Annotated in this window: 25 protein-coding genes; 15 read left to right on the top strand and 10 right to left on the bottom strand. The window is 73.0% G+C overall.

The annotated features are described in order from the left end of the window. Positions 1 to 20: 20 nt before the first annotated feature. The 5 genes from ACGFR7_RS22305 (at position 21) to ACGFR7_RS22285 (ending at position 7,617) form a co-directional block, all read left to right on the top strand. Positions 21 to 875 carry a TrmH family RNA methyltransferase gene (locus ACGFR7_RS22305; RefSeq protein ID WP_393321905.1) on the top strand — a complete coding sequence of 285 codons (855 nt, stop codon included), beginning with the start codon at positions 21 to 23 and terminating at the stop codon, positions 873 to 875. An 83-nt stretch (positions 876 to 958) separates the two neighbouring features. Continuing rightward, positions 959 to 2,119: an ATP-binding protein gene (locus ACGFR7_RS22300; protein WP_393321902.1), complete on the top strand. Its 1,161-nt coding sequence runs from the start codon at positions 959 to 961 to the stop codon at positions 2,117 to 2,119. A 227-nt stretch (positions 2,120 to 2,346) separates the two neighbouring features. Continuing rightward, positions 2,347 to 3,498 (top strand): phenylalanine--tRNA ligase subunit alpha, encoded by a 1,152-nt coding sequence (pheS, locus tag ACGFR7_RS22295; protein WP_393321899.1) that lies wholly within the window; start codon positions 2,347 to 2,349, stop codon positions 3,496 to 3,498. Continuing rightward, positions 3,498 to 6,023: a phenylalanine--tRNA ligase subunit beta gene (pheT, locus tag ACGFR7_RS22290; protein WP_393321896.1), complete on the top strand. Its 2,526-nt coding sequence runs from the start codon at positions 3,498 to 3,500 to the stop codon at positions 6,021 to 6,023. The genes pheS and pheT overlap by 1 nt, the downstream gene beginning before the upstream one ends. A gap of 373 nt (positions 6,024 to 6,396) precedes the next feature. After that, positions 6,397 to 7,617, top strand: coding sequence for a PP2C family protein-serine/threonine phosphatase (locus tag ACGFR7_RS22285; RefSeq protein ID WP_393321893.1), 1,221 nt, complete (start codon positions 6,397 to 6,399; stop codon positions 7,615 to 7,617). Here ACGFR7_RS22285 and ACGFR7_RS22280 read toward each other — a convergent pair. Continuing rightward, positions 7,592 to 8,530 carry an oxidoreductase gene (locus tag ACGFR7_RS22280; protein WP_393321891.1) on the bottom strand — a complete coding sequence of 313 codons (939 nt, stop codon included), beginning with the start codon at positions 8,528 to 8,530 and terminating at the stop codon, positions 7,592 to 7,594. The genes ACGFR7_RS22285 and ACGFR7_RS22280 overlap by 26 nt on opposite strands. Before the next feature lie 82 nt (positions 8,531 to 8,612). Here ACGFR7_RS22280 and ACGFR7_RS22275 point away from each other — a divergent pair, with 82 nt between their 5' ends. The 3 genes from ACGFR7_RS22275 (at position 8,613) to ACGFR7_RS22265 (ending at position 11,320) form a co-directional block, all read left to right on the top strand. Further along, positions 8,613 to 9,206: a TetR/AcrR family transcriptional regulator gene (locus ACGFR7_RS22275; RefSeq protein WP_393321888.1), complete on the top strand. Its 594-nt coding sequence runs from the start codon at positions 8,613 to 8,615 to the stop codon at positions 9,204 to 9,206. A gap of 186 nt (positions 9,207 to 9,392) precedes the next feature. Beyond that, positions 9,393 to 10,730 (top strand): transcriptional regulator, encoded by a 1,338-nt coding sequence (locus tag ACGFR7_RS22270; RefSeq protein WP_393321885.1) that lies wholly within the window; start codon positions 9,393 to 9,395, stop codon positions 10,728 to 10,730. Between the two features lie 59 nt (positions 10,731 to 10,789). Beyond that, the gene (locus tag ACGFR7_RS22265; RefSeq protein ID WP_393321882.1) at positions 10,790 to 11,320 is read left to right on the top strand and encodes an NUDIX domain-containing protein; all 531 of its coding nucleotides are present in this window, start codon (positions 10,790 to 10,792) and stop codon (positions 11,318 to 11,320) included. A 55-nt stretch (positions 11,321 to 11,375) separates the two neighbouring features. Here the strand turns inward: ACGFR7_RS22265 and ACGFR7_RS22260 are convergent, their stop codons facing one another. After that, entirely contained in the window at positions 11,376 to 11,633 is a 258-nt protein-coding gene (locus tag ACGFR7_RS22260; protein ID WP_393321879.1) for a hypothetical protein, read from the bottom strand. A 332-nt stretch (positions 11,634 to 11,965) separates the two neighbouring features. Continuing rightward, positions 11,966 to 12,823: a 3-hydroxybutyryl-CoA dehydrogenase gene (locus ACGFR7_RS22255; protein WP_393321876.1), complete on the bottom strand. Its 858-nt coding sequence runs from the start codon at positions 12,821 to 12,823 to the stop codon at positions 11,966 to 11,968. 168 nt (positions 12,824 to 12,991) lie between these two features. On the opposite strand from ACGFR7_RS22255, the gene ACGFR7_RS22250 reads away from it, so the two are divergent. After that, entirely contained in the window at positions 12,992 to 14,221 is a 1,230-nt protein-coding gene (locus ACGFR7_RS22250) for a glycoside hydrolase family 10 protein (protein WP_393321873.1), read from the top strand. A gap of 123 nt (positions 14,222 to 14,344) precedes the next feature. On the opposite strand, the gene ACGFR7_RS22245 is transcribed toward ACGFR7_RS22250, so the two are convergent. Both ACGFR7_RS22245 and ACGFR7_RS22240 read right to left on the bottom strand, forming a co-directional pair. After that, positions 14,345 to 14,554: a DUF1918 domain-containing protein gene (locus ACGFR7_RS22245; RefSeq protein WP_393321871.1), complete on the bottom strand. Its 210-nt coding sequence runs from the start codon at positions 14,552 to 14,554 to the stop codon at positions 14,345 to 14,347. A 288-nt stretch (positions 14,555 to 14,842) separates the two neighbouring features. Then, entirely contained in the window at positions 14,843 to 15,832 is a 990-nt protein-coding gene (locus tag ACGFR7_RS22240) for a DMT family transporter (RefSeq protein WP_393321868.1), read from the bottom strand. Between ACGFR7_RS22240 and ACGFR7_RS22235 the strand changes: the two genes are divergently transcribed. The 3 genes from ACGFR7_RS22235 (at position 15,831) to ACGFR7_RS22225 (ending at position 18,594) form a co-directional block, all read left to right on the top strand. Beyond that, the gene (locus ACGFR7_RS22235) at positions 15,831 to 17,336 is read left to right on the top strand and encodes a PLP-dependent aminotransferase family protein (protein ID WP_393321866.1); all 1,506 of its coding nucleotides are present in this window, start codon (positions 15,831 to 15,833) and stop codon (positions 17,334 to 17,336) included. The genes ACGFR7_RS22240 and ACGFR7_RS22235 overlap by 2 nt on opposite strands. A 189-nt stretch (positions 17,337 to 17,525) precedes the next feature. Next, positions 17,526 to 17,978, top strand: a complete 453-nt coding sequence (locus tag ACGFR7_RS22230; protein ID WP_393321863.1) for a GNAT family N-acetyltransferase — start codon at positions 17,526 to 17,528, stop codon at positions 17,976 to 17,978. Between the two features lie 43 nt (positions 17,979 to 18,021). Further along, on the top strand, positions 18,022 to 18,594 hold the full coding sequence (locus tag ACGFR7_RS22225) for a histidine phosphatase family protein (RefSeq protein WP_393321860.1): 573 nt from the start codon (positions 18,022 to 18,024) through the stop codon (positions 18,592 to 18,594). Positions 18,595 to 18,606: 12 nt separating this feature from the next. Here ACGFR7_RS22225 and ACGFR7_RS22220 read toward each other — a convergent pair whose 3' ends face one another. Next, on the bottom strand, positions 18,607 to 18,900 hold the full coding sequence (locus ACGFR7_RS22220) for a hypothetical protein (protein ID WP_393321857.1): 294 nt from the start codon (positions 18,898 to 18,900) through the stop codon (positions 18,607 to 18,609). A gap of 218 nt (positions 18,901 to 19,118) precedes the next feature. Between ACGFR7_RS22220 and ACGFR7_RS22215 the strand changes: the two genes are divergently transcribed. Then, a complete protein-coding gene (locus ACGFR7_RS22215) occupies positions 19,119 to 19,835 on the top strand; it encodes a hypothetical protein (RefSeq protein ID WP_393321855.1) in 717 nt (238 codons plus the stop codon). Between the two features lie 5 nt (positions 19,836 to 19,840). Next, positions 19,841 to 20,215: a DUF4333 domain-containing protein gene (locus ACGFR7_RS22210; protein ID WP_393321853.1), complete on the top strand. Its 375-nt coding sequence runs from the start codon at positions 19,841 to 19,843 to the stop codon at positions 20,213 to 20,215. A gap of 33 nt (positions 20,216 to 20,248) precedes the next feature. Here the strand turns inward: ACGFR7_RS22210 and ACGFR7_RS22205 are convergent, their stop codons facing one another. From ACGFR7_RS22205 to ACGFR7_RS22195, 3 genes are all read right to left on the bottom strand, one after another. Next, a complete protein-coding gene (locus ACGFR7_RS22205) occupies positions 20,249 to 20,701 on the bottom strand; it encodes a YybH family protein (protein ID WP_393321850.1) in 453 nt (150 codons plus the stop codon). A gap of 223 nt (positions 20,702 to 20,924) precedes the next feature. After that, complete coding sequence (locus ACGFR7_RS22200) at positions 20,925 to 21,674, bottom strand: LuxR C-terminal-related transcriptional regulator (protein ID WP_393321847.1); 750 nt, start codon at positions 21,672 to 21,674, stop codon at positions 20,925 to 20,927. Positions 21,675 to 21,881: 207 nt separating this feature from the next. After that, complete coding sequence (locus tag ACGFR7_RS22195) at positions 21,882 to 22,970, bottom strand: class I SAM-dependent methyltransferase (RefSeq protein WP_393321844.1); 1,089 nt, start codon at positions 22,968 to 22,970, stop codon at positions 21,882 to 21,884. A 179-nt stretch (positions 22,971 to 23,149) separates the two neighbouring features. On the opposite strand from ACGFR7_RS22195, the gene ACGFR7_RS22190 reads away from it, so the two are divergent. Next, on the top strand, positions 23,150 to 23,341 hold the full coding sequence (locus ACGFR7_RS22190) for a DUF1059 domain-containing protein (RefSeq protein ID WP_350249934.1): 192 nt from the start codon (positions 23,150 to 23,152) through the stop codon (positions 23,339 to 23,341). A 159-nt stretch (positions 23,342 to 23,500) separates the two neighbouring features. Here the strand turns inward: ACGFR7_RS22190 and ACGFR7_RS22185 are convergent, their stop codons facing one another. Further along, entirely contained in the window at positions 23,501 to 24,295 is a 795-nt protein-coding gene (locus ACGFR7_RS22185) for a LysR substrate-binding domain-containing protein (RefSeq protein WP_393321841.1), read from the bottom strand. Positions 24,296 to 24,309: the final 14 nt, after the last annotated feature.

Here is a 24,309-nt window from a genome sequence, read left to right as displayed (position 1 = left end):
ACAGAAGCGAGCCGCCGCCCATGGGCACCCCCGAGCTGATCTCCCCGCGTTCCCCGCGTGTCACCGCCGCCAGGCGGCTGGCCCGCCGTGCCTTCCGCGGCAAGGAGCGCCGGTTCATCGCCGAGGGCCCGCAGGCCGTACGGGAGGCGATCGCGCACCGCACGGGTGGGGTGCCCACGCTGACCGAGCTGTTCGCCACGGTCGAGGCCGCCGAGCGGCACACCGAGATCGTCGAGGCGGCCCGCGCGGCCGGGGTGCGGGTCCACTTCGCCGACGACCGGACCGTCGCCGACATCTCCCAGACCGTCACTCCGCAGGGTCTGCTGGGCGTCTGCGGCTTCCTCGATTCGCCGTTCGAGGAGATCCTGGCCGCCCGCCCGCAGCTGGTCGCGGTGCTCGCCAACGTCCGTGACCCCGGCAACGCCGGTACGGTGCTGCGCTGCGCGGACGCCGCGGGCGCGGACGCCGTCGTGCTGACCGACGCCTCCGTGGACCTGTACAACCCCAAGTCCGTACGGGCGTCAGTGGGTTCGCTCTTCCACCTGCCGGTCGCGGTGGGCGTCCCGGTCGAGCGGGTGGTGAGCGGGCTGCAGGCCGCGGGCGTGCGGATCCTCGCCGCGGACGGTGCGGGCGACCGTGACCTGGACGCCGAGCTGGACACCGGCTCGATGGGCGGCCCCACCGCCTGGGTCTTCGGCAACGAGGCCTGGGGGCTGCCGGAGGAGACCCGGGCGCTGGCGGACGCGGTGGTGCGGGTGCCCATCCACGGCAGGGCCGAAAGCCTCAACCTCGCGACGGCGGCCGCGGTCTGCCTCTACGCCTCCGCCCGGGCTCAGCGCAGCCCCGGCGGATGCCGCGCGGTGTCACCCGCCTGAGGGGCGTCCTCACGAACTCCGCGGCGCCATCGGCCCGAGCTAGTAGGCTTGCGTGCTCGGGGGCCCGGAAGGGGGTAACGGGGATGGACGTGAGGACTTCCGGCACCGCGGTCACCGCTGACAGCTGCCCGTCCGGCGGACCGGCACGCGGGCCGTCGTCCACCGCTGCGGCGGGACGAGGCGCGGCGGAAGCCGGTCTCGGGCTGGATCCCGACGATCTGCCCGACGGCCTGGTGGTCGCCGACGAGACCGGCCGGGTGATCTGCTTCAACACCGCGGCGGCCAAGATCACCGACATCCTTCCCGGGGACGCGCTCGGCCGCCCCCTGGAGCACGCCCTGCCGCTCCAGGACATCGAGGGCCGCCGCTGGTGGCGGCTCACCGACCCCTACGGCGGGCTCGCCATCCGCCGCGGCCAGCCCGAGCGCAACCTGCTGCTCGGCGGCCGCGAGGTGCTGGTCTCCGCCCGCTACGTCCGCAGCCGTCCGACCGGGCCGGTCCAGCGGCTGGTGATCGCGCTGCGCGGCACCGAGGCCCGGCGCCGTACGGAGCTCAGCCACGCCGAGCTGATCGCCACCGTCGCCCATGAACTGCGCTCACCGCTGACCTCCGTCAAGGGGTTCACCGCCACCCTCCTCCAGAAGTGGGAACGCTTCACCGACGACCAGAAGCGGCTGATGCTGGAGACGGTGGACGCCGACGCCAACCGCGTCACGCGCCTGATCGCCGAGCTGCTGGACATCTCCCGGATCGACTCGGGGCGGCTGGAGGTACGCCGCCAGCGGGTCGACATGAGCGCCGCGGTCCGCCGGCACGTCCAGGCGCAGACCACCGCCGGCCAGCGCCCGGACCGCTTCCTGATCCGGATGCTGGACCCCCTGCCCGATCTGTGGGCGGACCCGGACAAGGTGGACCAGGTGCTGGGCAATCTGCTGGAAAATGCCGTGCGCCACGGCGAGGGAACCGTCACCATCGAGGTCGGACCGGTAGCGGATACGACCAGCGGGGAGGGGACGAGCGTCACCGTGAGCGACGAGGGCCCCGGGATCCCGGAGGAATCGATGAGCCGCGTGTTCACCCGCTTCTGGCGGGGCAGCAAGCGCGGCGGCACCGGCCTGGGCCTCTACATCGTCAAGGGCATCGTCGAGGCCCACGGCGGGACGATCACGGTCGGCCGGGCGCCGGCCGGCGGCGCCCAGTTCCGATTCAGCCTGCCCGTCGCGGCCCCCGCCTTCATGGCGTGACAGGACGCGGCGGGCGCCCCGCAGGGGCTCGGGCCTGCCGCGTGGCCCGTCCCCCTTAGACTTGACCTTTGGCACCTTTGGCGCACAGGCATCGCGGGCACACGCGGGCTCGGTATCCCACGTTCGTGATCGACGTTCGTCATCGACGTTTGTGATCGAAGTTGGTGATCGAACAGCCGAGGCGACGCGAGCCAAGCCAAGCCAGTCCACCGGAAGCACGGGAAGAGATGTCCGCACCCAATAAGTCGTACGACCCTGTCGAGGTCGAAGCCCTGAAACCGGAAGCGATCGCCGCACGGCTGGACGAGGCGCTGGCCGCCATCGCCGCCGCGGACGGTCTGGAGGCGCTGCGTGAGGTGAAGGTCGCGCACACCGGCGACCGCTCGCCGCTCGCGCTCGCCAACCGTGAGATCGGCGCCCTGCCCCCGCAGGCCAAGGCGGACGCCGGCAAGCGCGTCGGCCAGGCCCGCGGCCGGGTCAACCAGGCGCTCAAGGTCCGCCAGGAGGAGCTGGAGGCGGAGCGCGACGCCCGCGTGCTGGTCGAGGAGGCGGTGGATGTCACGCTGCCCTACGACCGCACCCCGGCCGGCGCCCGGCACCCGCTGACCACCTTCATGGAGCGGGTCGCGGACGTCTTCGTGGCGATGGGCTACGAGGTCGCCGAGGGCCCCGAGGTCGAGGCGGAGTGGTTCAACTTCGACGCCCTGAACTTCGTGCCCGACCACCCGGCGCGCCAGATGCAGGACACTTTCTTCGTCCAGGGTGGGGGCACCTCCCGGACGGAGTCCGGGGGAGGCACCGAGGGCGACGAGAGCGGCGTCGTGCTGCGCACCCACACCTCGCCGGTCCAGGCTCGCACGCTGGTCGACCGCGAGCCGCCGGTCTACGTCGTCTGCCCGGGGCGGGTCTACCGCACCGACGAGCTGGACGCCACGCACTCCCCGGTCTTCCACCAGATCGAGCTGCTGGCCGTGGACGAGGGCCTGACCATGGCCGACCTCAAGGGCACCCTCGACCACATGGTCAGGGCGCTGTTCGGCCCGGACATGAAGACCCGGCTGCGTCCGAACTACTTCCCGTTCACCGAGCCGTCCGCCGAGATGGACATGGTCTGCTACGTCTGCCGTGGCGAGTCCGTGGGCAACCCCGACCGTCCCTGCCGCACCTGCTCCAGCGAGGGCTGGATCGAGCTGGGCGGCTGCGGAATGGTCAACCCCAAGGTGCTCATCGCCTGTGGCGTCGACCCGGAGAAGTACAGCGGCTTCGCCTTCGGGTTCGGCATCGACCGGATGCTGATGTTCCGGCACAACGTGGAAGACATGCGTGACATGTTCGAAGGCGACGTCCGGTTCACCCGGCCGTTCGGGATGGAGATCTGATGCGGGTCCCGCTTTCTTGGCTGCGGGAGTACGTCGACCTGCCGGCGACGGAAACCGGGCGTGACGTACAGGCCAAGCTCATCGCCGTCGGCCTGGAGGTCGAGACCGTCGAGCGCCTCGGCGAGGGCCTCAAGGGCCCGCTCGTCGTCGGCCAGGTGCTGACCATCGAGGAGCTGGAGGGCTTCAAGAAGCCGATCCGCTTCTGCACGGTGGACGTCGGCCAGGCCAACGGCACCGGTGAGCCCCAGGAAATCGTCTGCGGCGCGCGGAACTTCGCCGTCGGCGACAAGGTCGTGGTGGTCCTCCCCGGCGCCGTGCTGCCCGGCGACTTCAAGATCGCCGCGCGCAAGACGTACGGCAAGACCTCGCACGGCATGATCTGCTCCGGCGACGAGCTGGGCATGGGCGACGACGGCACGCACGGCATCATCGTGCTGCCGCCGGAGTACGAGGTGGGCACCGACGCCATCGAGCTGCTGGAGCTCGTCGACGAGGTGCTGGACATCGCCGTCACCCCGGACCGCGGCTACTGCCTGTCGATGCGCGGGGTGGCCCGCGAGACCGCCACCGCGTACGGCCTGCCGCTGCGCGACCCGGCGCTGCTGGACGTGCCGCCGCCGAACTCCGCCGGCTACCCGGTCCAGGTCTCCGACCCCCTCGGCTGCGACCGCTTCACCGCCCGCACGGTCACCGGTCTGAACCCCGGCGCGCGCACCCCGCTCTGGCTGCAGCGCCGGCTGCAGAAGGCCGGGATGCGTCCGGTCTCCCTGGCCGTCGACATCACCAACTACGTGATGCTGGAGCTCGGCCAGCCGCTGCACGCCTACGACCGCACCAGTGTGGACGGCCCGATCGGCGTCCGCCGGGCGACCGCGGGTGAGAAGCTGACCACCCTGGACGGCACCAAGCGGGTGCTGGACGCCGCGGACCTGGTCATCACCGACAACCGCGGCCCCATCGGCCTCGCGGGTGTCATGGGCGGCGCCAACACCGAGATCGCGAGTGCGGTCACCGACGCCGAGACCGGCGAGCCGCGGGGCACCACCGACGTCGTGATCGAGGCCGCGCACTTCGACGCGCTCTCCATCGCCCGTACGGCCCGTCGCCACAAGCTGTCCTCGGAGGCCGCCAAGCGCTTCGAGCGCGGGGTGGACCCGGAGGCCGCGTCCGCCGCGGCGCAGCGCACCGTCGATCTGCTGGTGCTGCTCGCGGGCGGCACCCCCGGGGAAGGCGTCACCGAGGTCGTCACACCCCGCGGGCCGCGCACGATCACCCTCTCCGCCGACCACCCGGACAAGGTCGCCGGGGTCGCCTACGGCCGGGAGACCGTCGTCCGCCGCCTCCAGCAGGTCGGCTGCGACGCCTACGGCCAGGACGAGCTGGTCGTGACCGTGCCGTCCTGGCGTCCTGACCTCAGCGACCCGAACGACCTGGCGGAAGAGGTCATCCGGCTGGAGGGCTACGAGAACCTGCCCTCCACCCTCCCGAAGCCGCCGGCCGGCCGGGGGCTGACCGAGCGTCAGCGGCTGCACCGCAGGGTCGGCCGGGCGCTGGCCGGCGCCGGCTACGTCGAGGCGCTGAACTACCCGTTCACCGGCTCGCACATCCTCGACCAGCTGGGCATCGAGCCGGACGACCCGCGCCGCGCGGCCGTCACCCTCGTCAACCCGCTCTCCGACGAGGAGCCCGACCTCCGCACCACGCTGATCCCGGGGCTGCTGAACACACTGCGCCGCAACTACGGCCGGGGCACGCACGATCTGGCGCTCTTCGAGACCGGACCGGTCTTCCGGGCGACCGGTGACGAGCAGCCGGCCACCCGGCTGGTCGTCGACCGCCGGCCGACCGACGACGAGATCGCCTCGCTGGACGCCTCCCTCCCGCAGCAGCCGCGGCGCGCCGCCGTGGTGCTCGCCGGGGGCCGTGAGCAGGCCGGCTGGTGGGGCGGCGCACGTCCCGCGATCTGGGCGGACGCCATCGAGGCGGGCCGGACCGTCGCACGGGAGGCGGGTGTAGAGCTGATCATCCGTCAGGACCAGCACGCTCCGTTCCACCCGGGCCGCTGTGCGGCGCTGCTCGCCGTCGCCGACGGCGAGGAGATCCTTGTCGGCAACGCCGGTGAGCTGCACCCGCGGGTCATCAAGGCGCTGGCCCTGCCCGAGCGCACCTGCGCGATGGAGATCGACCTGGACCGCCTGGAGCGGGCCGGGGCCGGCCCGCTGCGCGCGCCGAAGATCTCGGCCTTCCCGGTCGCGACCCAGGACGTCGCCCTCGTGGTCGACGACACCGTCCCGGCCGCCGAGGTCGAGGGCGCGCTGCGCGACGGCGCGGGTGAACTGCTGGAATCGCTGCGGCTGTTCGACGTCTTCACCGGTGAGCAGCTCGGTGCGGGCAAGAAGTCGCTGGCGTATGCGCTGCGCTTCCGTGCCGCCGACCGGACGCTGACCGCGGAGGAGGCCTCGACGGCCCGTGACGCGGCGGTCGCGGCGGCCGTGGAGCGGACGGGCGCGGTGCTGCGCGGCTGAGCGTGGGCATGGCCCGCGACGGCGTGCGCTGAGGGCTGAGGGCGCGGACGGTGAGACCGTCCGCGCCCTCGTCGTGTGCGGTGTGTGGCATGCGGCGGGCGGGCCCGGCGGGGCGGGCCAAAGGCGCTGAGGCTGTGGTTCGTTCGTGGGCGTGCCGCTGACCGCGGGGAGACGATCAGATCCGTACGGCATCACTCGATCGGGTGACGGATGTGCGGATGGTCGCCGGGTGGATACGGAACGTCGCAAGAATCGACCCGGTTGCGGCGGCCCGTGTGAGCGCGGCGGTGGGCCCGGCCGGGCCGCTCAACGCCTGCTGGGGAGTGCGACGAGACCCCTGGGGGCCACCGGACCGGCTAAGGGGACCATCGGCATGATCCGAACCTGGGCGCCGGGCGGCGGCGGCGCCGGAGCGGCGGCCGTCCGGCGCGCCTTCGTCTTCGTTCTGCCCGGCCTGTGGGTGCTCGGTGTGGTGGCCTGGGAGCTGTGCCGCCCGACCAGCGGCCAACCGCTGCAACTGCTCGCCGCCGCACCGGCCATCGCCTGCGCGGGTACCGGCCGCCGCCGGTGTGTGCTGCTCGGCGGGGTGTGCGCGCTGATCGCGCTGGTGCCGTTCGGCGCGGTGGAGCCCGGGGCCGGGGCGGGTACGCGGGTGATGACCTGCGGTGCGATCCTCGCGGTGATCGGCGCCAGCTATCTGACGGCCGGGCGGCGGCTGCGGCTGCTGCGGGAGCTGGAGCGCACCCGGGAGGTTGCCGTCGCCGCGCAGCGGGTGGTGCTGCGACCGCTGCCCCGGCGGGTCGACGGGGTGCTGTTGGCGGCCGACCACCTCTCCGCGAGCGAGGGGGCCGTGGTCGGCGGGGACCTGTACGAGGTCGTGGGGACCCGGCACGGGGTGCGGGCGGTGATCGGGGACGTGCGCGGGCACGGCCTGGAGGCCATAGGCACGGTCGCCGCGATGCTCGGCAGCTTCCGCGAAGTGGCGCACGACGAAGCCGAACTGGGCGAGGTGCTGCGGCGGTTGGAGCGGACGCACCAGCGGCATCTGCGGGAACGGGCGCTCGTGGAGCGGCCGGCGGCCGGTGACGGGGGCCCGGTGAGTGTGTTCGCCGAGGAGTTTGTGACCCTGCTGCTTCTCGAGGTGGCGCGGGACGGGTCCGTCACGGCGCTGAACTGCGGGCATCCCTGGCCGTACCGGGTCGCCTGCCGGGCGGTCGCCCCGGTGGCGCGGGCCGAGCCGATGCCGCCGCTGGGGCTGTTCCCGCTGCCCGAGGAGCTGTCCGCGGTGCGGTGCGGGCAACTACGGCCGGGGGAGGGGCTGTTCCTGCACACCGACGGGGCGGCCGACGCCCGGGATGCGGCGGGGGAGTTCTTTCCGCTGGCCCAGAAGCTGCGCAGCAGCGTCGAGGCCGCCGCGGCGCCGTGCGGACCCTCGCCGGCGGGGGTGGTCGGGGAGGTGCGGCAGGCGCTGCTGCGGCATGCGGACGGGCGGCTCACCGACGACGTGGCGCTGGTGATGCTGAGTAATGACCGGGTGCGGGTGCCGGCGGCGCAGGCCGGCACCCCGCCTACCGGCGAGCGGTTTCCGCGGTGACCTCCCCGCCGAGGGTGGAGGGGAAGGTGACGCCGGTCAGTTCCTCGGACGTCCGCCGCAGCCGCCGGGCGCTCGCCGGGTCGCTGGCCGCGGCCGTCCTGCCGACCATCGTCGGTGCGCCACGCATCTCGCCGAGGCCGTCCGGACCGAGGTAGGAGGCACCGGGCAGGTCCTGGGTGGCGGCGTAGAGCGTGGGGAGCGCACCGGCCTTGTTGTCCTGGGCGACCACGCGGTTGCCCACCCGCATCACCGCGCGCCGCAGCACGCTGGCATCGGCGCCCTGGAGGTTGGTGGCGGCCCAGCCCGGGTGCGCGGCGAGGGCGCGCACCGGCGATCCCGCGGCGGCGAGACGGCGCTGCAGCTCCAGGGTGAACAGCAGATTGGCCAGCTTGGACTGGCTGTAGGCGGTGATGGGGCGGTAGGCGCCGGTCAGGTTGCGGTTGTCGAAGTGGATGCGGTTGCCGGGCATCCGGTGGGCTCCGGAGGACACGGTCACCACGCGGTCGGTGACGTAGGGCAGCAGCAGGTTGGTCAGCGCGAAGTGGCCGAGGTGGTTGGTGCCGAACTGCTTCTCGAAGCCGTCCTTGGTCCGGGACTCCGGGATGTTCATGACGCCGGCGTTGTTGATCAGCAGCTCGACCGGGGCGTGCCAGGCGGCGGCGAAGGCGCGTACGGAGGCGAGGTCGGCCAGGTCGAGGCGGCGGACCTCGACGCTGCCCCGGGCGCCCCGCACGGTGTCGGCGGCGGCCTCGCCGCGTGCGGTGTCGCGTACGGCGAGGACGACATGGGCGCCGGCGCGGGCGAGGGCGTCGACGGTGGCGATGCCGAGTCCGCTGTTGGCGCCGGTCACGACGGCGGTGCGGCCGGTCTGGTCGGGAAGGTCGGTCGCGTTCCACTTCGGGGTGTGAGTCATGGGCTCCAATGTAGGCAACGCCTACAATGATGTCAATGACAACAATGTAGCCAGTGCATACACGGGGGATAGGATGGCGGTCATGCAGACTCGTCGTTACCACCACGGAGACCTGCGCGCCGCGCTGCTCACCCGCGCCGAGCAGACGCTCCGCGAGAAGGGGCCGGGCGCCCTGTCCCTGCGGGAGCTGGCCCGCGACCTCGGCGTCAGCCACGCCGCGCCGAGCCGGCACTTCAAGGACAAGCAGGCGCTGCTCGACGCGCTGGCGCTGGCCGGATTCGACCGGCTGGACGAGGCGCTGGCCGCGTCCCGGGCGGCGGCGGGCGAGGCCTTCGCCGACCGGCTCGGCGGGCTCGTCCGCGCCTATGTGGACTTCGCCGTCGCCAACGCCGAACTGCTCGACCTCATGTACGCGGTCAAGCACGACCCGGCGGCGTCCGAGGCGCTGATCACGGCCGGTCAGCGGCTGGGGGCGACGGCGGCGGAGCTGGTCGCGGAGGGCCAGCGCGGCGGTGAGGTGCGGGAGGGGCCCGTCGACGACATCGCGATGCCGGTGTTCACCACCCTGCACGGCTTCGCCAGCTTCGCGGTGAGCGGTGTGCTCTCCGCCGAGGACGTCGCCTCCGGCCTCGATGCGGTCATCACGTACATGTTGCGCGGCTGCGCGCCGAGTTGAGCGGCCCGCCCGGCACCCTTCAGCGCGTCCGGCACTCTTCACCGCGACCGGCATCCTTCACCGCGACCGGCACCCTTCACACCCCGTGTGAGGGGCGCTTCACTACGCTCGACTGACACAGTGGTGAAGTCGACAAGGCCATGAGCTGATGGTCCGTGGGCGGGCCCGGCTCACCGGGAGGCCGGTATGGAGCCCAACACCCTGCTCGACGCGATCCTCGACGAGGCCGGTATCTCGCATGCCGGCCTCGCCGCGCGCATCAACCGGCTCGGCCGCTGCCGTGGCCTGGCGCTGCGGTACGAACACACCGCCGTGGCCCGGTGGTTGAAGGGCCAGCGGCCGCGCGGGCAGGTACCGGACCTCATCTGCGAAATCCTCGGCGAACGGCTGCACCGGCCGGTCGGGCTCGATGACATCGGGCTCAGCGGTCCGGGGGCGGGGCGTGCCGCCGGCACCCCGCTCTCCGGTTTCGTCGAGCGGGCCACCGCGCTGTGGCGCTCCGACGAGCAGCAACGGCCGCACATCCTCGACGCCCCCGCGCTCACCGGCACCTCCGCGGTCATCCCCGTATGGGAGTGGGAGAACCCGCCCGAGGACTCCGATGTCTCGCGCGACGGGCTGACGCGGGTCGGCATGGCCGATATCGAGATGCTGCGCGCCGCGCGGACGCACTACGAGACGATGTACCGGAAGGCGGGTGGTATCGCTACCAGAGCACGCATCGTGGGATTCCTCAACACCGAGGCGGCGCCGCTGCTGCGGGGCAGCTACAGCGATGCGACGGGGCGTCAGCTCCACCGGGCGACCGGCGGACTGGTCGCGGTCGCGGGCATCTGCGCGTACGACTCGGACGCTCTCGGGCTGGCCCAGCGCTACTTCCATCAGGCGCTGCGGCTGGCCAAGGCCAGCGGGGACCGCGGCCTCGGCGCGTATGTCATCGCGCTGCTGGTCAACCAGTCCCTCTTCGTACGGGAGTACCGCCAGGCGGTCGCCTTCGCGGAGGCGGCGCTGCGGGCCGCGGGCCCGCAGATCACCCCTGCGCTCTCCGCGGACCTCTACGCGATGCAGGCCAAGGCCTACGCACGGCTCGGCGACGGCGCCGGCGCGCTGTCGTGCATCCGGCGTGCGGAGGCGGCCGCGGAGCGCATCCGGCCCGGACAGGAGCCGGCCGAGACCGGCTACGTCCAGCCCGGCCTGGTGAACGTACAAGTGGCGGAGGCGCTGCTCAGCCTCGGTGACCTGCGGGCCGCCCGGGAGCAGGCGGACGCCGCCGTCGACACCCCCGCACACGACCGCGGCCGGGTCCACCGGCTGGCCATGCTCACCCATATCGAGCTGCGTCAAGGCGATGCGGACCGGGCCGTGGCCAATGCCGCGCAGATGACGGAGCAGGCTCGGGGCATGGAGTCGCAACGGCTGCGGGACCGGCTGCGGGCGGTGCGCGAGCATCTGGCGGAGACCGGGAGCTCCGCGACGGACGAGGCTGCCGATCTCATCGACGAGGTGCTGCGCGTTCCGCTGTAGGGAGTGTCTGCCCGGGCTCGTGTCACCTTGCCGGCACTACAGCGGAAGGTGGCAGTTACGTGCGTTGGAACAATCTCAGCGAAAAGCCCGTCTATGCGAATCCGTGGTTCCGGGTCAATCTGGCCGATGTGGAACTGCCCGACGGTCGTCACCTGGATCACTATCTGATCCGGATGCGGCCCGTCGCCGTGGCCACGGTGGTCAACGAGGCCCAAGAGGTGCTGCTGCTGTGGCGGCACCGGTTCATCACCGACACCTGGGGCTGGGAGCTGGCCGCCGGTGTCGTCGAGGACGGTGAGGACATCGCGGCGGCGGCCGCCCGGGAGATGGAGGAGGAGACCGGGTGGCGCCCGGGCCCCCTCCACCACCTCCTCACGGTGGAGCCCTCCAACGGCCTCACCGACGCCCGGCATCACGTCTACTGGTCCGAGGAGGGCGAGTACACCGGCCTGCCCCAGGACGGATTCGAGTCCGAGCGGCGGGAGTGGGTGCCGTTGAAGCTGGTGCCCGACATGGTGGCCCGAGGGGAGGTGCCGGCCGCGGGAATGGCCGCCGCGCTGCTGATGCTGCATCATCTCCGCCTGGGCTGACCCGGCGGGACCTGACCGGACCTGGCCCGACCCGGCCGGTGACCGCGACCGGCGGTCACCGGCCGATTGCCTGCCACAGCGCGACCATCAGACCCGCGAGCCCCGTGAGCGCGGCCAGGGACGGCAGTGGCCAGCGGGTGTGCTCCAGTCGTGCGACGCGGGCCTGCACATCGTCCGCGTCCCGCACCTGCTGCTCGGAGCGCTGGGCGAGCAGGGCGAGTTGGCCGTCGACCCGGGCGGAGCGGACGTCCAGGAGACGCCTCAGCTCGGCTAAGTCGGCGGTGACCAGATCGGGTTCGGGGTGGGCGGTCACGGTCCGCTCCTCATTCCTTCAGTCAGCGACTTCATTGTCCGTACGGGCATCAGTCAACTGCGCTGCGGCGAAGGGCGGGAGCGTGTGCGGCGGGGATATGCGGGTCTGCGGTTCACACCCCGTGTGAGGTGACGGGGTGTGACGGGCGGGGCGGCGTGCGCACGGGGTGTGAAGAGCGCACCCCGGACGGGGCGGTTCACACGCTCCCGCGGGCGCCCGCGCCGGAGTTGACTCGAGAGTGCCACGGGGGCCGAAGCCGGCGGACGGGCGCCCGCCGGCCCGGGGTCCGCCCGCCGGTTTTCCCCCGAGCGGCGGGCGGGCGCCCCCGGGGCTCAGTACGAGTAGAAGCCCGAACCGGACTTCCGGCCCAGCCGGCCCGCGTCGACCATCCGCGCGAGCAGCGGGGGAGCGGCGTACAGGGGCTCCTTGTACTCCTCGTACATGGAGGCGGCGACCGAGGTCACGGTGTCCAGGCCGATCAGATCGGCCAGCTTGAGCGGGCCCATCGGGTGGGCGCAGCCCATCTCCATACCGTTGTCGATGTCCTCGCGGCTGGCGATGCCCGACTCGAACATCCGGATCGCGGAGAGCAGATACGGGATGAGCAGGGCGTTGACCACGAAACCCGAGCGGTCCTGGGCGCGGATCGCATGCTTGCCCAGCACGTCCTGCACCAGGGACTCGGCGCGCTTGATGGTCTCCTCGCCGGTGGTCAGGGCGGGGATCAGCTCGACGAGCTTTTGCACCGGAGCCGGGTTGAAGAAGTGGATCCCGATGACCTGGTCGGGCCGGGAAGTGGCGACGGCCAGCTTCACCAGTGGGATCGACGAGGTGTTGGACGCCAAGATGGCGTCCGGCCGAGTGATCACCTGGTCGAGGACCTGGAAGATCTCGGTCTTGACCTGCTCGTTCTCCACCACGGCCTCGATGACGAGATCGAGGTCGGCGAACTCACCGAGGTCGGTGGTGAAGCTGAGCCGGTCGAGCGTCGCGTCGCGCTCCTCGGCAGTGATCTTGCCGCGTTCGGCGGCCTTGCCGAGAGAGTTGGTCAAACGGGTACGACCCAGCTCCAGAGCTTCGCCGGTGGTCTCCGCGACCATGACGTCCAGTCCGGCGCGGGCGCACACCTCGGCGATGCCTGCGCCCATCTGGCCGCAACCGACCACTCCGACGCGTTCGATGTCGGTCACATCGTGCCTTTCGCTGATCTTCAGGACCGGCGATACGCCGTTACGCCGTAAGGGTCCGGCGGCCGCCTCGGGCCCGACGTTACTCCGCGCGGTGCTGTGCCAAGGGCGCCGGGGCGGGCATTGTGAACCCTCAGGACGGGACGAACCGGACAACCTGGGGAATTCTTGATGAGGCATATCACACGCAGAGGGTTTGCCGTGACCGCGCTGGGAGCGGCCTCTTCGCTGCTCACCACGGGGGTGGCGGCGCCCGCGGACGGCCCGCCGCGGCGCGAGATGCGCGGCATGTGGCTGGCGACCGTGGCCAACCTGGACTGGCCCTCCAGCACGAGGCTCCAGCCCGCCGCGCAACAGCGCGAACTGCGCGCCCACTTCGACACGGCCGTCGCCCGCAAGCTGAACACGGTGTTCTTCCAGGTGCGGCCCACCGCGGATGCCCTGTGGCCCTCCCCGTACGAGCCCTGGGCGCAGTGCCTGACCGGGCAGCAGGGCCGTGACCCCGGATGGGACCCGCTCGACTTCGCGGTCCGCGAGGCCCACCGGCGCAATCTCGAACTCCACGCCTGGTTCAACCCGTACCGGGTCGCCAACCACACCGACCCCGGCAGGCTCACAGCGGACCACCCGGCACGCCGGCACCCCGACTGGGTCCTGCCGTACGGCGGCAAGCTCTACTACAACCCGGGCCTGCCGGAGGTGCGCGGCTTCGTCCAGGACGCGATGTTCGACGCGGTGCGGCGCTATGACATCGACGGGGTGCACTTCGACGACTACTTCTATCCGTATCCGGTCGCGGGGCAGGAGTTCGACGACGAGGCGGCGTTCGACGAGTTCGGCAGCGGCTTCCGGAGCCGGGCGGCCTGGCGCCGGGACAACATCGACCGGCTGGTCTACGAGGTGGCGGCCAGGCTCCGGGACGAGGGCGGGCGCGCCGGGCGCCGGGTGCGGTTCGGCGTCAGTCCGTTCGCGGTCTGGCGCAATCGCGCCACCGACCCGCAGGGCTCCCGCACCCAGGCCGGGGTGCAGACCTATGACGACCTGTACGCCGACACCCGCCGCTGGGTGCGCGAGGGCTGGCTCGACTACCTCGTGCCCCAGGTCTACTGGCCCCTCGGCTTCACCGCCGCCGACTACGCCGAACTCGTGCCCTGGTGGGCGCGGACCGTCAACGGCACCGGTGTGGACCTCTACATCGGCGAGGCCCTGTACAAGGCGGGCGACGCACAGCCCGCTGCCTGGAAGGACCCGGCCGAGCTCTCCCGTCACCTCACCTTCGCCCGTGGCTATCCGCAGGTGGGCGGCCATGTCTACTTCTCGGCGAAGGAGGTGGCCAAGGACCGGACGGGGGCCATGGCAAGGGTCGTGCGTGACCACTACGCCGGCGCGGCGCGGGCGTAGCGGCGGCCCGCGCCGACCTGGAGGGTCCGCGCGGACCGCGGCGTGTGAGGAGATTCCGGTGCCGGGCCGGGGCCGGGCCGGGGCGGTGCTCGCCCGCCGGTGTCCGCCGCCCGGCGGCGGTGTCTACCGTCCGGTGCCGATGTCGGTGGCCTTGCTGTGCCGGACGACCGAGTCGGGGCCGGGAGACATGATCGCCTCGTGTCCGTCCTCGCCGCGGACGCGGTAGGGCGGATCGCCGTTCGGGCCCAGTACTTCGACGATTTCGACGACCTTGTCGTGATGCCCGACGGTCCTGCCGTGCACCACCAGCCGGTCGCCCCTGCTTGCGTGCATCAGGGTCCTCCCCGCCTCGGGGCGGCCGTACGACCCGCGGGCCGAACCAGTGCGACGGCCGGCGGTTGAACGGCCAACGATTTCCACGGTCTACGAGCCTGGCAAAGGCTCGGACGGCGATACCTGCCGTCGCGGCAAGTTTACGTCCGCGGGCCGTGGTCGCACCCCGGAAGGTGCGGGTTCATCCCTTTGCGGTGGCCCCGGTGGCCCCGGTGGCCCCGGTGGCTCCGGTGGCCCCGGTGGCTCCGGTGGCCCCGGTGGCTCCGGTGGCCCCGGTGTGCCCCGCGGTCATCCACGGGTCCGCTGGGTGACCGCGATGCACGCCAGGACCGCCAGCGCCGCCGCGGGAGCGGCCGGCGGCAGCCGCTCGCCCAGCAGCAGCACGGACCAGAGCAGGGTCAGCAGCGGCTGGGCGAGCTGCAGCTGGCTCGCCTTGGAGATACCGATCGCGGCCATCCCGCGGTACCAGGCGACCATCCCGAGGAACTGCGAGCCGAACGCCAGCCACAGCAGTCCGCCGACCGAGTGAGCCGTCAGCCGCAGCGGCTCCGCGGACAGCGCCACGGCCGCGCCCGTCACCGTGACCGGAAGTGCCAGCACCAGCGCCCAGCCCATCACCTGCCAGCCCGGCATATGGCGGGCGAGCCGGCCGCCTTCGGTGTAGCCGGCCGCGCACACCAGCAGCGATGCGAACAGCAGCAGATCCCCGCGGCCCGGCGCCCCGCCGCTCTGCTGCACCGCAAAGCCGATGACGACGGCCGCGCCGACCAGCGAAGCGATCCAGAACGTCCGGGAGGGCCGGGCGCCGGTCCGCACGGCCGAGAAGGCCGCGGTGGTCAGCGGCAGCAGGCCGACGACGACGGCCGCGTGCGAGGTGGTGGAGGTCTGCAGCGCGAGGGTGGTCAGCAGCGGGAAACCGAGGACCACGCCGCCCGTGACGACCGCGATGCCCAGCCAGTGCCGCCGCTCGGGAAGGCGCACCCGGAACGCGGCCAGCGCGCCGCCGGCCAGCATGGTGGCCAGCACGCTGCGCAGCATCACCACCGTCCACGGCCCCATGCCCTCCAGCGCCCAGGCGGTCGCGGGGAAGGTGAGCGAGAAGGCGGCGACGCCGAGCGCGGCGAGCAGGGCGCCCCGGCCGGCGGGGGCGCTGCCGGCGGGGCCGGCGGCCTCCGGGGCCTTGGGGGACTGCTGGGTCTCCGGAGCGGCGGTGACCGGGGCGCCCGGGGCGCTGACCGCTATCGTCGCCGTGGCGGTAGCGCTATCGTTGTCTCTCATGCAAGAGCGTAGCAGTGGCGCCGAGCTGGCCGCGACCCTTCGAGTCGAGCTGAACCGCTACTCTCCAGGAGAGAAGCTGCCCTCAAGCCGTGCCCTCGTGGAACGGCATCGCGTCAGTCCGGTGACCGTCTCCCGGGCGCTCGCCGAGCTGGCGGCGGAGGGCCTGGTCGTGACCCGGCCGGGCGCCGGGGCTTTCCGTGCCGAGCCGCGCGGCGAGGCGGCCCGGCCGATCGACACCTCCTGGCAGGAGATCGCGCTGAGCGCGGAGCCGGCCGGCGACCAGGTGCCGCGCAGTGTCGACGCCTCGGGCGTGCTCGCCACGCTCGCCACCCCGGCGCCCGGCGTCATCGAACTCGTCGGCGGCTATCTGCACCCCGATCTGCAGCCGGAGCGCGCCCTCGCCGCCGCGCTGGCTCGCGCCGGACGGCGGCCGGGCGTCTGGGGGCGGCCCACGGTCGGCGGGGTGGCGGAGCTGCGGGCCTGGTTCGCCCGAGAGATCGCCGGCCCCGGCGGCCCGCTGGCCGCCAGCGACGTCCTGATCACCGCGGGCGGCCAGAGCGCGCTGAACGCCGCCCTGCGTGCCCTCGCCGCCCCCGGCGCCCCGGTGCTCGTCGAGTCCCCGACCTACCCGGGCATGCTGGCCGTCGCCCGTGCCTCCGGACTGCGGCCGGTGCCCGTACCGGTGGACGCGGACGGGGTCCGTACGGATCTGCTCGCGGACGCCTTCCGGGCCAGCGGCGCGCGGCTGTTCGTCTGCCAGCCGCTGTTCCAGAACCCGACCGGCGCGGTGCTGGCCGACGACCGGCGGCGCGAGGTGCTGCGGGTGGCCCGCGCGGCCGGTGCCTTCGTGATCGAGGACGACTTCGCACGGCTGCTGGTCCACGGCGACGCCCCCGCGCTGCCGCCGACCCTGATGGCGGACGACCGGGACGGCACCGTCGTCCATGTCCGCTCGCTCACCAAGGCCACCTCGCCCAACCTGCGGGTGGGCGCCCTGGCCGCTCACGGCCCGGTCCTCGACCGGCTGCGCGCCATCCAGGTCGTCGACAGTTTCTTCGTGCCGGGCCCGCTCCAGGAAACCGCCCTGGAACTCGTCGGATCGCCCGCCTGGCCCCGCCATCTGCGGCTGATCTCCGGCGAGTTGACCGTCCGCCGCAATGCCCTGACCACAGCCCTGCACCGGTACCTGCCGGCCCTGACCGGGCCGGGCGGGGGCCACGGGGCGACGCACGGCCACGACTCCGGGCCGGGCGGTCTCTACGTCCCGCCGGGCGGCTACCACCTCTGGCTGCGGCTGCCGGACGGCACCGACGAGGCGGCGCTGACCGGTGCGGCGCTGCGGGCGGGCGTCGCGGTCACCGCCGGCCGGCCGTACTTCGCCGCCGAGCCCCCGGCCGCGCACCTGCGGCTGAGCTTCGCGGCCGCGTCCGGCACCGCCGAGATCACGGAAGGCGTCCGCAGGCTCCGCACGGCGTGCCAGGAGCTGGGGGTCCCGGCGGACTGAACGAGCCGGGCGGGGGAGGGGCACAGGCCTCCCCCTGGAGGAGCGGGCACAGGCCTCCGTCTGGGGGAGGGGCGCAGGCCTTCCCCTGGGAGAGGGGGGCACAGGCTTCCCCTGAGAACGGCGGGCCGCCGGAACCCTCCGCGCCGGTAACGACTCGACGCCGCCCCGCCCTTCTGCGAACCTCCCGGCATGAACGATCACGCCCTCGACGGCTACGAGATCTCCGCCGACCCGGCGCGCCTGGACGCCGACCTGGTCCACCACTGGCTGTCCGCGGACGCCTACTGGGCCGTGGGCCGGTCCCGGGAACTGCATGACCGCGCCGTCGCGGGCTCCCTCAACTTCGGTCTGTACGAGGCCGGTTCCGGCCGCCAGGCCGGCTATGCCCGGGTGGTCACCGACCACGCCACCTTCGCCTGGCTCTGCGACGTCTACATCTGCCGCGACGACCGCGGCAAGGGCCTGGGCACCGCCCTGGTCGAGGCCATCGCCGACCATATGGCGCCCTGCGGGCCGAGCCGCCTGACGCTGGCCACCAAGGACGCCCACGGCGTGTACGAAAAGGTCGGCTTCCGTCCCCTGGTGTCCCCGGAGCAGTGGATGACCCTCGGGCTGATCGATCCGGGTCCTGTCGAGATCTGATCAAGAGGGGCCGTTGCGGCGGTACTGCTCTTACCATCGGCGGATGAGCGCCCGACTCAAGCTGCTCGCCGCCGGCCGCAGCTCCTCGCTGCTCGGAACGCGGTTCGGCGACGACCGCCCGCTCGACGCAGCGGGATGGCACGAGGCCGAGCGGGCCGCGCCCGTCCTGTGCCGGCTCGCCGCCGCCGAACTGCGCTACTGCTCGCCGTCCGCCCGCTGCCGCGACACCGGCGAAGCCCTCGGCCTGCGTCCGCTCCCGCAACCGGCGCTGCGCGACTGCGACATGGGGCGCTGGCACGGCCGCACGCTGGGCGAGGTGGCCGCCGACGAACCGCGCGCGGTGGAGGCCTGGCTGGCCGATCCCCGCGTGGCACCGCACGGCGGTGAGTCCCTGCTGGCCTTCATCACGCGCGTCGGCGGCTGGCTGGACACCCGGCCGGTCGAGGACGCCGACGGACTCCTCGCGGTCGCCGAGCCCGGTGTCGTCCGCGCCGCCCTGGTCTATGCGCTCCAGGCACCACCGCACTCGTACTGGCGGATAGACGTCCAGCCGCTCTCGGTGACCACCCTCACCGGCCGGTCCGGCAAGAAGTGGGACCTCCAGCTGGAGGCATGAGGCGGCCCCGCGCTACGACGCGTCACCCACCGGACCGCGGCGCAGCCGCACAGCGGTCAGCATCCCCTGGAACACGAGCGCGACCGGCCCGGCACACGGGACCTGCCAGACGAGGGCGCCGGTCGCGGCGAGCACACCGCAGGCCACAACGGCGAGCAGGGCGGGCAGCGTCGAGGCCACGGCGATACGGAAAGGTGCGACGGTGCATGGCGCCAGGTCCAGGTAGTCGGTGAGGACCGGCAGGGTGCGTACGGTCAATCCGCTCGCCTCGGCGAGGGCCCCGACCTGCCGGGTGGCGGCGTTCATGGAGCAACGATGCATCCTCACGCGGCGTGAGGTTCAAGTGCCGGGGTAACCCTCGGGCACCACCCGGAAAGCCCATCCGGCGCGTTCCGCCGTCCGGGGCGTGCGCACCCTTGTGACCTGCGGGAAGAGGCGGTGGGTCGGCGTCTCCCGCGGAAGTTGGCCTTGCCGGGGCCCGCCATCGAGGTGCGCGCCGCCGGGCCGGACGCTTCTCTCGGGTTATGCCCATACGTCAGATTCCTCTGTACGCGCTGGCGGCCGGCGCCCTGGCGTTGTCCGTCCTGCTCTTCGGCGACGACGGCGGTGCCGATGCCGCTGCCGAGGCCGTCACCGGGACGGTGACGGGAGCCGCCGCCGAGCCCGGCTCCGCGCCGGACACCGCGGACGCGGTGGTCGTACAGCCCGACCCGGTGGCACCGGGCGCCGCCTTCTCCGTCTCCGACAGCGGGCAGTGCTCCGGTGACACCGCGGAGGCCACCTTCGACGACGCGGGCATCCCCCCGCTGCAGCTCGCCGGCCGGAGCGGGCGGCTCGGCGGCACCGCGATCCTGCCGGAGAACACCGCGCCCGGCTCCTACCGGGTCACCCTCACCTGCGGCGGCACCTCCCGGGCCCGGCAGAGCGCCCTGGACACCGGCCCGGCGGGCGACGAGGAAGACGGCGCGGTGCGCGGCGGGGAGGACGGCGAAGGCCACGGCAGCGGACGCGGCGAGGAGTACGGGGAGCAGTCCGGCGACGGCCGGAAGACCCTCACCGGCACCATGATCGTCTCCGGCGGCGCCGACGGGGTCGTGCCCCAGGGCGGCGCGGACACCGGCCTGGGCGGCGCGGCCGGCACCGGCCGGGTGGCCACGACCGCGGGCGGACTGCTGTTGCTGGCCGCGGCCGGCTGGGGAGCCCTCGCCCGCCGGCGGCACCCCCGCGGCACCGGGAGCTGACGGACGTGACCACGGACCCACCACGGCGCGGCCTGCTCATCGGCCTCGTCACCGTCCTCACCGCGGTCCTCACCCTCGCGGGCGTGTGCACCCTCGCCGCCGTCCACCTCCTCGCCCGCGACGCCACCAGCGAGGTCGACGGCGGTACCCACACCGTGCTGCGCACCGAGATCGCCAGAACGCTCAGCGGCCAGCTCAACCTGCCCTTCCGCAACGGGCCCGATGCGGTGCACTGCTCCGGCGACCTCCGGCCCGTGCCGTACGACGAGGTGCGCTGTACGGCTCACTTCCCCTTCGGGCTGGACCGGCACCTGAGCGTCGAGGTCACCCAGGTCCGCCACAACAAGGTCACCTACCGGCGCCACGCCCTGCCGCGGTGAGCGGTGCCGGTGCGGGCAAGGACGCCCGGTGCCCTACGGCTTGAGGTCCAGCGCGGCACGCCCCGACCCGTCCATCAGGAACGGCACCGAGCTGTGCGTATGCGTGATCTTCCAGGTGCCGTCGATCTTGCGGAGGCCGACGGTCGCCCGGCTCCACAGCTCCACCTCGAAGCCGTCCGTCTTCGTCCCGTGCATCCGGTTGATGCTGTGGCTGAAGGCGACGTCGTCGCCGACCGTGACCTCGACCTGGGTCAGTGACACCTCGATCGGTCCCTGCCACGTCGCGTACCAGGTCTCGACGGCCTGTTGGTCCAGCGCCTGTGGCCCCGTGAACTGCAGCGGAGGAGCGAGACTGAAGTCCACCAGGTCCGGCGCGCAGGCGGCGAGGAACCGCCGTGCGTCCCGCTGTGTCGTCGCGGCCGCCCGGTCCTCCAGCAGTTCCCGGATCTGCGCCTCGTCGGCGCTGCGTGTGGTGTCGGTGGTCATGAGGATTCCTCCCGTCGGACGGCGCCGGGGCGCCGTGCGCACGGAATGTCCGTGCAACGGGTAGACGCCGCCGCGGACGGAAAATCATCGGTGGGAGTCGCGAACCCCGCGGGAGTCGCGAACCCCGCGGAAGTCGCGAACCCCGCGGGAGGAGAGGAGCGAGGAGGCGAGGGGGCAGCGAGGAGGCAGCGAGGGGGCGAGGAACCGCCGCGCGGGCCTGGCCCTACGGCGCGAGCCGCAGCGCCGTCGGCCCCCGGGTCAGCCAGGCGTTCGCCGCCTCCACCCGCCCGCCCACCTGCAGCTTTGCGTAGGCGTGTTCCAGGTGCTTGTCGACCGTGCGCGGGCTGATCGCCAGCCGGCGGGCGATCTGCTGGTTCGTCAGGCCCCGGGCGAGCAGGGTGAGTACGGCGGACTCGCGGCGGGTGACGGGGGACGGTGCAGGCGTGGGCGGGGCGAGCCGGTTGAGGACGCGGCTGAGCCGGGTGCGCAGCAGGGCCGCGGCCGCCACATCGTCGTCGGAGAAGTCGCTGCCGCTGCGGCTGATCGCCACACACACCTTTCGCGGCACACCGGCCGCGTAGCCTGCCGGAAACGACATCGCGAGCTGCTGCTCGGCGTCCAGCGGCCGGTAGACGTCGGCGTAGGCGGCGAGGGCGTGGAAGGCGCTGCGGGTCTGCAGCGTGGAGCGGCGCATCGGGGTGCCGGGGCCCAGGGTGGTGTGGGTGACGAGGGAATCGGCCGCCGACTCGCGGGCGAACGCCTCCCGTATGTCCTGGGTCAACAGACCCGCGGGCATCGTGAGCGGCCGGTCGGTGGAGCCGGCGCGGGGGGACCAGATGATGCTGTCACCGGGGATGGCACCGAGCAGCAGCGGCAGCAGCGCCGGGACCAGGGTGTCCTCGTCGACGGCATCGATCAGGAGGTCCACGACGGCGAGAATGCGCCGCAGGCCGGCCTCCGCGGCCGCGCTCATACCTCCAGCGTGCCGAGGGGGCACAGGCCAGTCAAACGGGTGCCGAGGGGGCACAGGCCGGTCAAACGGGTGCCGAGGGGGCACAGGCCGGTCACACGCGTGCCGAGGGGGGCACAGGCCGGTCACACGCGTGCCGGCGGGCACAGGACGGTCGCACGAGGGCCACCCGGCCGGCCGGGGGAAGACCGGCCGGGCGCGTCAGACGCCTCAGCGCCCGACGGCATAGACGCGGTTGACGAGGCTCTGTGCGGCGAGTCGCCAGTGAAGGAGTCCGGCCTCGTCGGCGAGCTGCCGCATCACCTCCTCTCCCGCGTGGTTTCCCAGTGCCTGCGGCCCGTGCTGGGCCAGCGCGGACGGCAGACACACGGCAACCGAGCTTGCGGTCAGCGCCCGTCCGACGGGGTTGACGTTCTCCTGGGCGTTGCCCGAGGCGTTCGGCTCGACGACCATGCAGGTGCCGCCGTCGGCCAGTGCCTGCTCGGCGTGGTGCAGTGCGCCGCCCGGGTCACCGGTGTCATGCAGGCAGTCGAAGAACGTGATCAGGTCGAAGTCCTCGCCCGGGAAGTCCTGGGCGGTGGCGACCTGGAAGCTGACCCGGTCGTCCAGTCCCCGCTCGGCCGCGATGCCGCGGGCCGCTTCGACGGACGGCCGGTGGAAGTCGAAGCCCTCGAAGCGCGACCGGGGGAAGGCCTGTGCCATGAGCGTCGTGGAGTAGCCGTAGCCACATCCGACGTCCGCGACGCGCGCGCCGCGCTCCAGCTTCTCCACCACGCCGTCCAGCGCGGTCAGCCACTCCGGTACCAGCGCGGCCGAGTAACCGGGGCGGAAGAACTTCGCGGTGCCGGCGAACAGCGCCGCTCCGTGTTCCTCCCAGCCGATGCCCTCACCGGTGCGGAAGGCCTCCAGGAGGATGTCCTCGGTGGCGTAGACAGCTTGCAGCACGGTCGAGAACCCCGCCGCGTACGTCGGCAGATCCGGGTCCGCCAGGACGGCGGCGTGCTCGTCGGGCAGGAGGTAGGTATCGGTGCCGGGCGCGTAGCCGATGTATTCGCCGGCGACCTGGGAGGTCAGCCATTCGCGTACGTAGCGCTCGACCAGCCCCGTGCGGGCGGCGAGTTGTGCGGAGGTGAGGGGACCGGCGCCGGCCATCGCCCGGTACAGGCCGAGCCGGTCGCCGAGCGAGGTGCACAGGCCGGCCATCGCGGCGCCGCTGTCGGCGATCACTCTCTCCAGGAACTCCTGCACCCGGTCCTCGTCCACCGCGGCGCCGGAGGTGACATCCGCGGAAGCCGTCATGTCTCTCACCTCCCCGTCCCTCCTCGTCCTTGTCCCACTCTCGTCCTTGTCCCACTGCAGCAGGACGGTCACCCCGCGCGCCATACGGGATTCGCCGTATACGGCGGGTGTCGCCCCCGGACGACACTGGAGGAGAGGAGGAGATACGAGGGGGACACAAGGGGACATGGAGGTGCACCATGCGCAAGAAGATCGACTGCCGGGATCAGCCCAGCGAGATGAACTGCACCCTCGTCATCGCCGGCGAGGAGGAAGAAGTGCTCCGCGCCGCCAGTGAACACGCGGTATCCGTCCACGGACACCAGGACAGCCCGGAACTGCGGGAACAGATCAGGGCGGCCATGAAGGACGAGGTTCCGCAGCACGCCTGAGGCAGGGCGGCGGCAGGCCCGAGGTGCGGCGGCGGTATGCCCGAGGCGATGCGGCGGTACGTCTGAGGCGTGGTCGGTGGTACGCCGTCCCCGTGGCGGGACGGCGGCCTCGGGCTGTCCGGATGCGGTCGCGCGGGTGCCGCGGGCAGCCCCCGCGGGCTACGACCGGCGCCGGGGCTTGCCGCGCTTGGCGCCCCTCGCACCGCCGGAACCGCCGCCCCGTGGACTCTTGCCGGACGGCTTCCCCGCCGATTTTCCGGACGGCTTCCCGGCCGTGGGCTTTCGCCGCGCGCCGCCCGTCTCGCCGCGCTTGCCCTTCGGCTGCGCCGGGTCCGGGTCCGGGCGGCGCCCGCGTGAGCTGTTGACGGTCCGCCCGCGGACGATCCCGATGAAGTCCTCCACCAGGTCGGTGGTCTCGTCCTGCGGCCACGACAGCGCGACCCGTGAGGCCGGGGCGTCCGACACCGGACGGTAGGTGAGGTCCCTGCGGTGGTGCAGACGGGCGAGGGACTGCGGGACGACGAGGACGCCCACCCCCGCCGCCACCAGCTCCACGGCGTCCGCGGTCGTGGCCGGGCGCTCGTTCGCGGGCCGTCCCGGCCGGTGCTCCCAGTCGAGGGTGTCGTCGAGGGGGTGCAGCACGATCTCGTCGGCCAGATCCTCGGCGGACACCTCGTCGGCGGCCGTCACGAGGTGGTCCTTCGGGACCACGACGACGGTCGTCTCGGTGTAGAGCGGGATCGCGCTGAGGTCCGCCCGGTCCACCGGCAGCCGCACGAAGCCCGCGTCGGCGTCGCCGCCCCGCAGGACGCCGAACGCCTCCGCGGCGGACACCGCGACGAGGGTCAGGGGAACGTCGGGAAGCCGCTCGTTCCAGATCCGCACCCACTTCGTGGGCGTCACCCCCGGGACATACGCGAGACGGAACGAAGGGGAATCTTCCGGGCCAGTCACGTGGACAGGTTACC

The sequence above is a fragment of the Streptomyces sp. NPDC048516 genome (assembly GCF_043199875.1).
In the GTDB taxonomy this organism is placed as follows: domain Bacteria; phylum Actinomycetota; class Actinomycetes; order Streptomycetales; family Streptomycetaceae; genus Streptomyces.
The sequence above is the reverse complement of the archived record's forward strand: the minus strand, read 5'-3'. Positions and strand labels throughout refer to the sequence as shown.